The 12913-nt window shown below is 72.8% G+C and carries 10 protein-coding genes; 4 read left to right on the top strand and 6 right to left on the bottom strand.

Features of this window, described 5'->3' with window-relative positions; all coding sequences use genetic code 11:
• Positions 1 to 128, bottom strand: a 128-nt coding sequence (locus tag AB0K60_RS37485; protein ID WP_364066548.1) for a helix-turn-helix domain-containing protein, incomplete at its 3' end; no start/stop codon positions are given.
• Positions 129 to 150: 22 nt separating this feature from the next.
• Between AB0K60_RS37485 and tnpA the strand changes: the two genes are divergently transcribed.
• The gene (gene tnpA / locus AB0K60_RS37480; protein WP_364066545.1) at positions 151 to 1119 is read left to right on the top strand and encodes an IS200/IS605 family transposase; all 969 of its coding nucleotides are present in this window, start codon (positions 151 to 153) and stop codon (positions 1117 to 1119) included.
• A 247-nt stretch (positions 1120 to 1366) separates the two neighbouring features.
• Here the strand turns inward: tnpA and AB0K60_RS37475 are convergent, their stop codons facing one another.
• The 4 genes from AB0K60_RS37475 to AB0K60_RS37460 are packed head-to-tail and all read right to left on the bottom strand — an operon-like array spanning position 1367 to position 7776.
• Entirely contained in the window at positions 1367 to 2347 is a 981-nt protein-coding gene (locus AB0K60_RS37475) for a hypothetical protein (RefSeq protein ID WP_364066542.1), read from the bottom strand.
• Entirely contained in the window at positions 2344 to 4788 is a 2445-nt protein-coding gene (locus AB0K60_RS37470) for an SMC family ATPase (protein ID WP_364066539.1), read from the bottom strand. The genes AB0K60_RS37475 and AB0K60_RS37470 overlap by 4 nt, the downstream gene beginning before the upstream one ends.
• Positions 4788 to 5942 carry an exonuclease SbcCD subunit D gene (locus tag AB0K60_RS37465; RefSeq protein ID WP_364066536.1) on the bottom strand — a complete coding sequence of 385 codons (1155 nt, stop codon included), beginning with the start codon at positions 5940 to 5942 and terminating at the stop codon, positions 4788 to 4790. Before AB0K60_RS37465 ends, AB0K60_RS37470 begins: the two co-directional genes overlap by 1 nt.
• 10 nt (positions 5943 to 5952) lie before the next feature.
• On the bottom strand, positions 5953 to 7776 hold the full coding sequence (locus AB0K60_RS37460; protein ID WP_364066533.1) for an ATP-binding protein: 1824 nt from the start codon (positions 7774 to 7776) through the stop codon (positions 5953 to 5955).
• Between the two features lie 550 nt (positions 7777 to 8326).
• Here AB0K60_RS37460 and AB0K60_RS37455 point away from each other — a divergent pair.
• A complete protein-coding gene (locus AB0K60_RS37455; protein ID WP_364066530.1) occupies positions 8327 to 8794 on the top strand; it encodes a hypothetical protein in 468 nt (155 codons plus the stop codon).
• A 248-nt stretch (positions 8795 to 9042) separates the two neighbouring features.
• Positions 9043 to 10554, top strand: coding sequence for a multicopper oxidase domain-containing protein (locus AB0K60_RS37450; protein WP_364066527.1), 1512 nt, complete (start codon positions 9043 to 9045; stop codon positions 10552 to 10554).
• Positions 10555 to 10703: 149 nt separating this feature from the next.
• Here AB0K60_RS37450 and AB0K60_RS37445 read toward each other — a convergent pair whose 3' ends face one another.
• On the bottom strand, positions 10704 to 11798 hold the full coding sequence (locus AB0K60_RS37445) for an amidohydrolase family protein (RefSeq protein ID WP_364066524.1): 1095 nt from the start codon (positions 11796 to 11798) through the stop codon (positions 10704 to 10706).
• 217 nt (positions 11799 to 12015) lie between these two features.
• Here AB0K60_RS37445 and AB0K60_RS37440 point away from each other — a divergent pair, with 217 nt between their 5' ends.
• A complete protein-coding gene (locus tag AB0K60_RS37440; protein WP_364066521.1) occupies positions 12016 to 12669 on the top strand; it encodes a TetR/AcrR family transcriptional regulator in 654 nt (217 codons plus the stop codon).
• The last annotated feature ends 244 nt before the right edge of the window (positions 12670 to 12913 follow it).

The raw sequence follows: 12913 nt of genomic DNA, 5'->3' as shown, positions 1-12913 counted from the left end.
TTGTTGCGGGCTTCCCGCCGTGCGCGCAGCCCGTCGTTGAACACCACCCGCGCGCACCCGAACGCCCGCGCCAGCGCGGCACGCTGACCGGGCGTCGGGTAGAGGCGGAAGTTGTATCGGAGCCGCACGCCCTGATCCTAGCATTGGTCTATGGCCGAGCATGGAGACATCAGAGCCGGTAGACACTGCGTTTTCGCTCTGCACGCCCATTTGGTTTTCGTCACCAAGTTCCGGCATCGGGTGTTCGCCGGCGTCCACCTGGAGCGCATGGAGCAGATCATGCGGGACGTGTGCGCTGATTTCGAGTGCGAGCTGGCGGAGTTCAACGGCGAGGGCAGCCACGTCCACCTGCTGGTGCGCTTCCCGCCGAAGGTCGCCCTGTCCCGCCTGGTCAACTCGCTGAAAGGCGTGTCCTCCCGGCGGCTGCGGCAGGAGTTCCCCGAGCTGGCCCGGCACCGCCACCGGCGCAAGACGTACTTCGGGCTCACCGCCCGCTCCACCGCCGTCCTGGAGGACGGGCACCGGCGCATCTGGGAGACCGGCGCGGTCAACCGCGACTGGGACGGCACCTGGACGATGGTCGGCTTCTCACTGCCCGCCGGCGAACGCAGCACCCGTCACGACCTGCGCTCCCAGCTCATCTGGGCCGGGTTCGGCCCGCTGCAGAGCGGCCTGTGGATCGCGCCCGGAACCAAGGACGTCGTGGAGATGCTCACCGCACTCGGCCTCGGCGACAACGTCACCGTCCTCCAGGCCCGCGCCCTGAAGCCCACCGAATCGGCCGATTTGGTCCGCAAGGCCTTCGACACCGCCCAGATCGCCGACCGCTACCGCGCCTTCCTCGACCGCTGGGACACCCCCAGCCCGCTCCCCACCGTCGCCGACGACCTCGCCCGGCAGCTCTTCCTGTACGGCGACTGGCTCCAACTCGTCCGCCGCGACCCCCACCTGCCCGCCGAGCACCTGCCGCCCGACTGGCCGGCGATCCGCGCCGAGACGGTCTTCCGCACCCTCGCCCGCCGGTACGAGCCCACCGCCGCCGACCTCGCCGACGCGATCCTGGACACGCTGCCCGTCCGGGTGCCGGGCCCACCACCCGCGGCGGACGGACCGGATTGAGCCGGAACGCCTCAGGCACTCGCCCCGGGGTCCGGGAAAAGCCGGTAGCGGCCCGCAGGGCATGACCCGGCATCATTGATCGCCGTGATTGCCACGTTCTCGTGCCCACACGACGGCGGCCTCCGGTGAGCATTCGCCGGATCGCACCGATGCCCTCTAGGGCGTGCGACCCGGCCGGGCGCGAACCGCGCCGCCTCCGACGCCGTACACGGCGCCACTCACGCCGCTCGCCCGACGGCGTCGGGGTTCAACCGACGGCGGCGGCGCGCAGGGAGCGGTAGAGCAGGCGGATGTCGCCGAGCCGATGCCGCAGGAGCTTCTCCAGCCCGCCGATGGGCACGAGGTTCTGCGGGGCGCGCGGATCCTTGTAGTCAACGCCGGCGAGCGACGGCAGGGCGAGGGTGACCGCGTCGGCGAGCGTGACGACCTCGTCCGGCGAGAGGTCGGCGCCCGCCTCGCAGCGGACGACGCCGGCCCAGGGGGCGGTGGAGCGGACCGGCAGGCGCAGGTACCAGGCGTGGCGGCGCCAGCTCGTGCCCATCAGGAAGACGGGCGTCCGCTGCCCGGGACGCAGCGCGGTGACCGTGCCGGACTGGAGGGCGGGCAGGTAGGACGTGTGGTGCGTCTTGATGTATCCGACCGTCCTGGGCAGGTGGGTACGACCGCGCAGCGGCCCGTCGACGAGCAGCAGGTCCGCTTCGTCGGCCGCCGCGCGATACCGCACCGCCAAGTCGATTTCGAGTTGCGTTACCTGCCGCTGCAGCGCCAGGGAGAGCTCCTCCACGCTCCCGTCGGCGGCTGATTCCACCTGGTAGGTCGCCGCGGCGGTGGTGACATCGGACGCGTACGGCGACGCGCTGAACAGCGACCTGCGCACCTCGATCGCGGCGAGTTCCGCCGGTACGGCCCCGCCGGGCGCGCAGCGGACGATCCCTGCCGCGTACGACGCCGCGATGCCGGGCGAGGGCATCCCGTCGTCCGGGTCGTGGATCCAGAGCCGGGCGTCGATGCGGCGCACACCATCGGCGACGAGCAGCACGGCGGGGGCCGTCGCACCCGAGGCGGGGACGACGGGCCGCCAGGCGGCGGCCGGGATCTCCACGTCGAGGTCGAGCACCGCGCTGGTGGACCGCCCCGGCTCGGCGAGGGCCTCCTCGGCCAGCGCGGCGGCATAGCCGGGGTCCCAGGCGTCAACGGTGAAGCCGACCTGCCCAAGCGCGATCGTCATGATGTGACCTTCCGCACGTGCGATCCCCGAGCGTCGCGGGTGATCTCGAAGCGTACCGGCACCCGGTCGGCGAGGGCGGGTACGTGCGTGACGACGCCGACCATGCGGTCCTGGCCGGTGGCGAGGCGTTCGAGGGTGGTGGCGACGGTGTCCAGGGTGGTGGGGTCGAGGGTGCCGAAGCCCTCGTCGAGGAAGATCGAGTCGAGGGTGCGGGCCGCCGTGGCGGCCAGGCCGGCCACCTGCCGGGACAGCGCGAGGGCCAGGGCCAGGGATGCCTGGAAGGTCTCGCCGCCGGACAGCGTCCGCGCGCTGCGCCGCATGCCTGCCTCGGCGTAGTCGATCACCTCGAGGTCGCCCTTGCTGGTGGTGACCAGCTCGTACTGCCCGTTGGACAGCTCGCGCAGCGTCTCGGACGCGTCGGCGACGAGCAGTTCCATGGCCTCCCCGCACAGCCACCGCTCGAACTGGTTGGCCCGCAGGAGCAGCTCAAGCTCGTGCGCCACCCGCGCCTGGCGTTCCTTCTCCTCGGCCTCCCGCGCCAGCTCCCGGGCGCGTTCGCGGTTCTTCTTGACCTCGTCCAGCCGGGACTTCGCCTCGGCGACGGCGGCGGCGAGGTTCTCCCCGATGCGGTCGGGCGGGGTGTCGGCGGGCACGGTCACGTCGTGCTCGGCCAGGCGCCGCAGGATCGCGGCCCGCTGCGCCTCCAGCAGCCGCCGCTCCTCGCCGAGCCGTCCGTCCTGCTCCGCCAGCGTGCCCCGTTCCCGCGCGGCGGCCTGCTCGCGCCAGGCCAGCAGTGCGGCCCAGGCGCGGCCGAGGTCCTCGCGGTCCAGCGGCGGGGCGCCGAGGGCCACGACGGTGTCGCGGGCCGTGTCCAGGTCGCGCCAGGACTGCTCGGCCTTGGCCCGCAGTTCCGCGGCGAGGCGCTCGGCCTCGCCCAACGAGGCGCGGGCGGCCCGGGTGTTCCACCGCGATTCGGCGGCCCGCCGCTCGGCGTCGCCGATCGCGTCCAGCCGCCGCCGGACGTCCCCGGGATCGGCGTCACCGGCTCGGGCGGCGAGCTCGGCCAGCCGCCTGCGGTGGTCCTGCGCCCGCCGCGCCAGGTCGCGGGCTTCGGCTTCGGCCCGCCGGTGCCGTTCGGCCGCCTGCTCGGCGTCCGACTTGCGTTCCTTGAGCTCGCGTTCGGCCGTACGGAGGCCGGGAAGCTCGGCGTGCTCGGGCAGGTCGGTGACCGGGCGCAGGCAGGTGGGGCAGGGCTCGCCGACGACGAGCCGGTGGGCGAGCGCGGCGCCCTGGTGCGCGTCCCGCAGCCGGTCCCGTTCGCGTTCGGCCGCGGCGAGGGCCTCGGCGGCGTTTTCGGCCTCGGCGGCGAGGGCGGTCAGGGAGGACTCCGCCGCCTCGCGTTCGGCCTCGGCCCGTTCGAGGTCGGCTCGGACCTGGTCCTGGTCGTTGAGGGCGGCCAGGGTGACGGCGAGCGCCGCCTTGTCGCCCAGCGCGGCGAGTTCGTCGTCGGCGCGGCGTTCCTCGTCCTCCAGCCGCGCCACCTCCTCGGTGAGCCGCGTGACCTGCTCCGCCGTACGGCGCTGCTCCTCGGCGAGGCTCTCGACCTCGGCGGGCATGGCGAGGGCGTTCAGCGCGTCGAGTTTCGCCGCGGTCGCCTCCCGCGCCTCGGCGAGCCGCCGCCGGGACTCCTCCCGGGAGCGCAGCGCGTCGAGGTCGCCTTGGACGCTCTCCCGCAGAACGCGCAGCGCGTCGAGGCGCTCGGCGGCGGCGCGCTCGTCACCCTCGCCCGCGTTGCTGATCTTGGAGAGCTGCCCGCGGGCGAACTCCGCGTGCTGCCTGGCCGCCGCCTCCTCCTGTACGGCGCGCTCCCGGATCCGCGCGTACACGTCGGCGTCCAGCAGTTGCACGAGAAGGTCCTGCCGCTCGCGCGGCGGGGCGTGCAGGAACTCGGCGAACCGGCCCTGCGGAAGCACCACGCACTGGGTGAAGAACCTGTACTCCAGCCCGGTGACCCGCTGCACCTGGGCCGTGACGTCCTCGCCCTCGGCGACCGGCCGCACCACGGCCGCCAGCAGCTCGGCGAGATCGGCGGTCGCCGGGACCGACGGGTCCAGCTCGTCGAGCCGGGCCTCCTTGGTGTGCACGACGTTCTTGGCGTCGCGGCGCAGCGCGCGCACCACGGCGTGGCGGCGGTCGCCGGTCTCGAAGACCAGCGCCACCTTCCCGGAGGTGGCCGAGGGCGCCAGCGCGTGGGCGACGCTGCCCTGCCGCCCCCACCGGGGCACGGTGCCGTACAACGCGAAGCAGATCGCGTCGATGACCGTGCTCTTGCCCGCCCCGGTCGGGCCGACGAGCGCGAAGTAGTCCACGTCGTTGAAGTCGACGGTGACCGGCTCGCGGAAGCTGCCGAAGTTCTCCAGATGAAGCCGCAGGGGGCGCATCAGCTCGTCACCTCGTCATAGAGCCGGTCGAACAGGGCGGCGACCTCGCCGTCGGGCCGGTTGGCGTCCTTGAGGAAATCGCGGAACAGCTCCCGGGGGCCCCGGGCCGCCCTGCCTTCCCCGCTCCCGCCGGGCCGCGCCCGGACCGGGCGGAAACGCTCGTCGATGTCGACGTGCAGGGCGTTCGGCAGGATCTCCCGTACGGTCTCGGCGAGCCCGGGGCCGGGCCGTTCCTCGACGATCACGCGCAGCCACGTGTCGCCGAGCCCGTCGGCCATGGCCTCCAGCCGCTCCAGCGTGCCGCGCACGGTCGCCAGCGGGCGGGCGGACCGCACGGTCACCTCCCGTACGATCGCCGGTCGGCCGGGTTCCACGGTGACCAGCAGCGCCCCGGGGCTGTTGGCCTCCTCGCCGAAGTCGACGGCGACGGGCGAGCCGCTGTACCAGATCGGGCACGCCCCGGGGATCCGCTGCCGCCGGTGGAGATGCCCGAGCGCCGCGTACTGGGTGGACGGCGGGAAGGCGGTGGCCTCGAAGTAGTAGGAGAAGATGGACTGGGCCTCCCGCTCACCGCCGCCGAATTTCCCGCCGGGCAGGGTGCCGTGGGTCGTCACCAGGTTGACGGTGTCGGCGGCGAACCCGGCGGTGAGCGCGCCGATCAGCCCGGCGATCCGGTCGGCGTAGTCCCGGTTGTGCTCGGCCTGGGTCCCGGCGAGCACGTCGGCGGCGCGGACCACGTACCGGTGCGACAGGAACGGCAGCGCGGCCAGCCGCACCGGCTCGCCGGATCGGGCCGTGAACGCGAGCGTGCCGCCCTGGTCCGGCCTGCGGAACGTGCCCAGCATGTGGATGCCGAGCCTCCCGAGGAGCGGGCGGAACACCTCGAACTGGTGTGGGTTGTCGTGGTTGCCGGCGAGCACGACCACGTCCCGCCCGCCCTCGCGCAGCGCCAGCAGCGTACGCATGACCAGGTCCTGCGCCTCGGGCGTGGGCGCGGAGGTGTCGAAGACGTCCCCGGCCACGATGACGGCGTCCACGTCCTCCTGGCGTGCCAGGGCGACCAGTTCGCGCAGCACGTCGCGGTGTTCGTCGATCCGGGAGCGGCCCTTGAGGACCTTGCCGACGTGCCAGTCGGCGGTGTGCAGGATCTTCATCCTGGCTCCTTCAGAACGGGGGGATGTCGTCGTCGGCCCCGGGCAGGCCGCTGAACGGGTCGGCGAGCAGGCTGCGCGTGGTGACGCCGGGCTGGGCGGCGGGTTGCGCGGCGGGCGCGGCCTCCGAGGGCCGGGTGGCCCAGGCGGGGAACGGGAAGGTGACGGCGAGCGGCACCGGGATCTCCGGCTGGGCGACGAACATCGTGCCCGGCCGGGCGATCGTGGCCCGGTCCCGGGAGACGGACGGCAGCCAGCCGTACTCGGGCCTGGACGCCTCGGCCGGATCGAGCCGCCCGGCCACCTTGACGGCGCAGTTGGCGACGACGCGCCGCTCCACCTCGGAGGCCGTCTGCTGCGCGCCGATCAGGATCACGCCGAGCGACCTGCCCCGCTCGGCCACGTCGAGGAGGATCTCCTTGATCGGGGAGTCGCCGTCGCGCGGGGCGTACTTGTTGAGCTCGTCGAGCACGACGAACAGCAGCGGGCGCGCGGTGCCGGCGCTCTCCTTGCGGGCGAACTCGCCGCGCAGCACCACGCCGACCACGAACCGCTGGGCCCGCTCCGGCAGGTTGTGCAGGTCGACGATGGAGACCTGGGCGTCGGAGGTGCTGATCGAGTGCGGCCGGTCGGGCGGCAGGTCCCCCCGGACGATCGGCGACAGCGGCCGCACGACGCTGCGCAGCCGCCGCAGGAACGCGTTGACGGTGCCGACCGGCACCTGCATGCCGGCCCAGGTCTGCCGGGTGGCGTCGTCGGCGAGCCGCGCGTCGATGAGGTCCACCAGGTCGGCGAAGGTGCGGCAGGTCACGCCGGTCGGCTCGTCCGGCGCCCTGACGGTGACCGCGCCGCCGTCGCCGCCCGGCGTCGCCCACGCCCTCAGCCGGGCCGCGACCTGGCCGACGAGCAGGGAGTACTGCGCCCGCTCGTCGTCGGCGTCGGCGAACACGAACCGCAGCAGCTCCTCGGCGCAGAACTCGGCGAGCGTCCAGTGGAAGGCGCTCACCCCCCGGGTGCGGGCGGAGACGTGCGGGACGCCGTTGGGGTCGCCGGGGCGCGGCGGCGCGAACACGTGCACGCTCTGGAACGGCTTGGCGGGCAGACCGAGCCGCGCGTACGCCTCGCGGGCGGCGGCGTCCATGCGCGTGTTGGCGTGGTCGAGGAAGAGCAGGTCCTCGCCCTTCACCGAGAAGATCAGCGCCTTGGTGTTGGCTGCCTCGGTCGCCAGGACCCCCGAGTTGAAGATCGAGTAGATGAGGAAGGTGGCGAACGACGTCTTGGTGGCCACGCCCGACACACCGGAGATGGACACGTGCGCCCCGCGGGTGCCGTCGAGGAAGTCGAAGTTGAGGTACAGCGGCTGGCCGTCACGCCCCAGGCCCATCGGGATCCGGCGGTCCATCACGTCGAAGTACAGGGCCTGGTCCCGGTCGGCGGAGCGCGCCCGGTAGGCGACCGCGCCAGGCAGCGGCGGGATGAACACCTCCGGCTCGACGCGGGTGACGCGCACCTCCGCGGACTCCACCACCGCGGCCGGCAGCGCGCCGTCGGCGATGAGGAACACGTCGGAGTCGTAGCTGGCCGCCTCGTGCCGCGCCTCGACGGCCGTGACCACCCCGGCGACCAGCACAGGGCCGTGCCCCGGGACGTCGCGCCGGGTGACGACGACCTCGTCGAGCTGCACCACCCGCCCCGGTTCGAGCCCGACCCAGAACGACAGCGGTGACGCGGCCTGGGTGCCGAGCACCCGCCCCACCGCCTCCGCGGAGGCGGCCTCGCCGTCCGCCCCCGCACGGGCCGCCGCCCCGTTCGCCTCCACCAATCCCTGCCTCCCCATGAACCACCGTCAGATCCACGGCAACAGCGGCATCTTAGCGCGTGAATCAGTTTCACACAGACAATGCTCTAAAGTTCTGAAACTCGCTATGTCCGTTATGTCTTATTTGTCGAGTATCTCCGTTTCGGATCTCTACCCTAGGGGATCTCGCCGACATTCTCATTCCGCGTTCTCCCCCTCTGAAGATCGTCAGCGGGCACGGCTTCGCGCCTTGCCCGGCCGCCCGCCGCCGCCCGCAGGCGGCGAGGGCATCCGCCACCTTCCCGTCGCGATCTTGCGGAGGCGGATGCCGAGGGCGTACTCCTGGTTCCGCTGATCCCGGCGTAGGCGAAACCGGCGACCGCGGCCAAGGCGAGCAGCGCCCCCTCGCCAAGCGTTTTGACGTCCATGGCGGGCTCGGCGTTGTACCGCGGCAGCCGGATGAAGGGGCGGCGGGTCAGGGGGATACGGTACGCCGCGAAAGGGATTATCGGCGCTCTCCCCCTGGCAGGTGCGCCGCACGGCGGGCGTGGCCAAGCGGGACGGCGGGAGTAGGAAGGGCACGGCACCCATGGACGCTGCGCGGAGCCGCCCGCCGGTGGCCGGCTGGATCGTCTGGTCCCTGCGGGTCACCACCGTGACACACCTGGTCATGGTGCTCGCGCAAGCCGTACTCGCCGGGATGTTCATCACCGGCGACGTCGACCTGCTGCGGGTTCACTCGGTGGTCGGGCAGGTCGCGTCGGGCGTGGTCACGCTGCAGTTCGTGGCGGCGATCCTGCTGTGGCGCCCGGGTGGCGGGGCGGCCTGGCCGCTGTGGCTGAGCCTGCTCCTCACGGCACTGGAAGGGGTGCAACACACCACGGGCTTCAACCGGACTCTCGATCTGCACATCCCCCTCGGCATGCTGATCTTCGGATTGTCCGCCGTGATGACGACGTGGGCCTGTGGCCGTATCGAACGGGGTCCGGACGGTCCGGCCCAGGACGCGGAGGAACGCCCGACGCCCGAGGTGCCCGCCGGGAGGAGCCCTGCATGAGCCCGAGCACGCCCCCGAGCGCTGCGGGTGCCGCGCAGGACACGAGTGCGGTGCAGGACGTGGCCCCGGACACGTCCCATTCCGCCCCGGCAACCCCTGGCGAAGCGGTCCCCGGCACAGCGTTCCCGAACGCGACGGCTTCCGGCACCCCGATCCCCGGCACGCCATCCCCCGGCACGACCCCCGGCACGACGCGGAACGCTGAAGCGGAGCGGCGGCGGAGGCTGACACGGCGCGGATTCATCGGCGTGGCCGCGGCCACCGCGCTGGCGGGTACGGGCTGGGCCGCCGCACGGGTCCTGCTGCCCGCGGAGACGACGGGCGAGCTGCTGACCAGCGCGGTTCCGTTGCCGCGCCCGTTCACGGTGCCGCTGCCGATCCCTCCCGCCGCCCGGCCGGTGGGACCGGGTCGCTACGAGCTGGTCCAGCGGGCGGCCCGGGTGGAGATCATCCCGGGGACGACGACCGAGGTGTGGGGTTTCGACGGCCGCTTCCCCGGGCCGACGCTTGAGCTGCGCAGCGGCACCGCGACGACCGTACGCGTGCGCAACGAGCTGAGCGTACCCACGTCGACCCATCTGCACGGAGGCGTCACGCCCGACGACTCCGACGGCTACCCGACGGATCTGGTGGTGGCGGAGGGCCGCGGCTACCGGCCGCCGCCCGGGATGCACGGGCACCACGACCCGTCGCTGTGGAGCTTCCACTCGGGCGCGAAGGACTACGTCTACCCGGTCCGGCAGCGGGCCGCCACGCTGTGGTACCACGACCACCGGATGGACTTCACCGCGCCCCAGGTGTGGCGCGGACTGGCCGGATTCGCGCTGGTCAGGGACGACGAGGACGACGCGCTGCCGCTCCCCAAGGGCGAGCGGGACATCCCCGTGCTGATCTGCGACCGGGCGTTCGAGGAGGACGGATCGTTCCGCTACCCGTCGCTGGATCCCAGCCTGCTGGTACGCCCAGGGGTCGCGGACGCGTACGCGGAGGGCGTGCAAGGCGACGTGATCCTGGTCAACGGCGCCCCCTGGCCGGTGCTCGACGTGGCCACCGCCCGGTACCGGCTGCGTCTGCTCAACGGCTCCAACGCCCGGCGCTACCGCCTGGAACTGACCGGCGGCGCCCGGTTCGTACAGATCGGCAGCGACCAGGGCCTGCTGGCCGAGCCGGTCACGCACTCCTCGATCACGATCGTCCCGGGCGAGCGGTTCGACGTGGTGGTGGACTTCTCCGAGTACGCCCCTGGCACCGAGCTCACGATGGTGAACACGCTGGGCGAGGGCCTGACCAGGGCCGTGATGCGGTTCCGCGTCACCTCCCGGGTACGGGACGACAGCCGCGTACCCCGCCGACTCTCCGACCTCCCGTCTCCCGATCGGTCGGCGGCGGTGACCACCCGCGTCTTCGACTTCCGCCGGACGAGGCAGGCCTCGGGCGCGGGCTGGACGATCAACGGCCTGCCGTACCGGCCCGGCATCCCGCTGGCGGAACCACGGCTGGGCACGGCCGAGGTATGGCGCTTCACCAGCGACTTCCACCACCCGGTGCACCTGCACCTGGCGCACTTCCAGGTGCTGTCCAGAGGCATGAGGGGACCGGAGGCCGCGGACGCGGGCCTCAAGGACACCGTCGACGTACGCCCGTACGAGGTGGTGGACGTGCTGGTCCGATTCGACGGCTTCCGAGGCCGCTACATGCTCCACTGCCACAACCTCGAACACGAGGACATGGCGATGATGGCCGACTTCCGAATCGTCTAGCCAGGTGCCGAGGCGTCACGCACCCAGCCCGGTCGCCGCGACGGTCCGTGGCGGCCCGGCCGAGGTGTTCCGTCGGCTCGGCCATGATGACCGCGTACGCCGGGAGCACATTACGACCTGTCGCCTTTTCTCGGCTTCCCGGCTTCGGCTCAGGCCAGGTCGGAGGTGGCGGTCGGCGCCGTCTCGTGCTCGATGCCGGCGCACCACACCCGCAGGACGGCGGCGGTCGCGCCGATGTCGGCCAGCGGGTCGCCGTCGAGGAGGACCAGGTCGGCCCGCTTGCCGGGGGCGATGACACCTCGGTCGTGGAGGGCGAAGTGATGCGCGGGCAGCACGGTGGCCGACCGCAGGGCTTCGGCGGGGCTCAGGCCGGCCTCGACGAGGAGCCGCAGTTCCTCATGCAGGCTCAGGCCGTGCCGTACCTGGAAGGGGAGGCCGGGTTGGACGTGGGCGTCCGTTCCGGCCAGGATCGGCACGCAGGCCGCGTGCAGCCGGGTGACCGTCGCCATGCTCCCGGCGAAGCCGTCGGGGCGGCCGGTGAACCCGGCGATCTCGCGCATCATGACCAGTGTCGGGGTCGCGGTCCTGCCCTGGTCGAGCATGCGGGTCACGTCTGCGGGGTCCGCCGGGGCGCCGATCGGGCAGTGGGTGATGTGGTCGGCGCCGGCGTCGAGGGCCATCGCGTACGCTCCGGCGGACGTGGCGTGCGCGACGACCTGCCTGTTCCGGGCGTGGGCGGCCTCGACGACGGCCCGGGCGACGTCGGCCTCCGGCCCGCCTTCCCCGGGAGCCTCCAGCACGATCTTGATGTAGTCCGAGCCCTCGGCGACGCGATCCGCGACCCACTGGTCGGCCCTGTCCGGCTCGGTGACGATCGCCTCCGGCGGCAGGCCCAGCATGCGCGCGTGGTTACCGCCGGGACCGATGGCCGGGAGGCCCGCGCTCCGGAGATCGGCCGTGCCCGTCAGGGCGCGCAGCGCGGCCGGCGTCTCCCGTGGCCAGACGGCCATGTCCAGGCCGGTGGTCACGCCGTGCCGGGCCAGCGCGTGCAGGCTCTCGGCGTCGTCGACGTGGACGTGGGCGTCGATCAGACCGGGGAGGAGGACGGCGCCGTGAACGTCGACACGCTCGGCACCCGCCGGATCCTGCCCGATCAGCCCGTTCTCGACCACGACGAGGGTCGGGTCGGTTAGCCGCCATCCGTCGAAGACACGTACGTTGACCAGGGCGAACTTGTCCGTCATCAAGTGACCCTTCCAGTTAAGAGACAGATCTGTCCTCTAAGGTGACGAACCTATCCCCCGCGAGGTCGCCTGTCCAGGACCGGCGGGCGTCGTGCCCGCGCGGCTCCGGCCGCTGCGGCAGGTGCAGCGCCGTGCCGGGTACGGCGGCCGCACCCGGCAAGCCCGGCGCGGTGGGCGATCGCACGAGCGGACCGGCGGGTCGGCTATAACCGTGAGCGTGGCTACTCGTCTCGCCGCCTCGGCGGATTCCGGGCATGCAGGGCAGAGCGCGGCACCCCCCGCCGCAGCGGGCACGACCACCCGGAGACGCGGCCCGGCCCTCACCAGGGCGATCTACCGCGTCGCGTTCGAGGAACTGGCCCGGCACGGCTTCGACGCGCTGGCCTTCGACAAGCTCGCCCGGCGCGCGCAGACCGGCAAATCGGTCCTCTACCGGCGCTGGTCAACCCCGGCCGAACTGCTGCTGGCGGCCCTCACCGACCCCGTCGAGGGCTTCGGAGATCCACCCACGCCCGACACCGGCACCCTTCGCGGAGACCTCCGCACCCTGCTGGGGAACCTGGCGCGCGTCCTCGACGAACCCCGCGGCAAGGCCCTGATCCTGCTGATGACCGACCGTGGACGGCCCCCGGAGCTGGTCAGCACCGTGCGCGAACGCGTCATCCTTCCCAATCAGACGATCCTCATCGGGTGCCTCCGCGCCGCCGCAGCGCGAGGCGAGGCCGACCCCGCGTGCGTCACCCCGCTGGTGGCGTCGGTCGGCCCTCGCATGATCCTGACCGAGTCGATGGACAAGGGCCACGTGACCGGGGACGATGTCGCCGCCATCGTCGACCAGGTTCTCCTCCCCCTGACCGCGCCCCGCCGCTGATCTCCCGTACGCGTCGTCGTCATCGGTAGACGGTCCGCCCTGCCATTGGATGGGCCGCACAGCTTCACGGCAGGCAGGGCGGTGCCGGCTGTGCCGGAATTGACCCTCTCCCTGTGTGAGGGCCCATGCTGGTCGCCGTTGCTCAGAGTCTCAGCGGCTCTCAGCATTCCGGGCGTTTCTGCCCGGAAGGTCCGTCACATCACCAAAGCGTGAGGGCTTCGGCTTGAGTACGGTCTCTCGCTTC

Source organism: Thermopolyspora sp. NPDC052614 (genome assembly GCF_040678635.1).
In the GTDB taxonomy this organism is placed as follows: domain Bacteria; phylum Actinomycetota; class Actinomycetes; order Streptosporangiales; family Streptosporangiaceae; genus Thermopolyspora.
The sequence above is the reverse complement of the archived record's forward strand: the minus strand, read 5'-3'. Positions and strand labels throughout refer to the sequence as shown.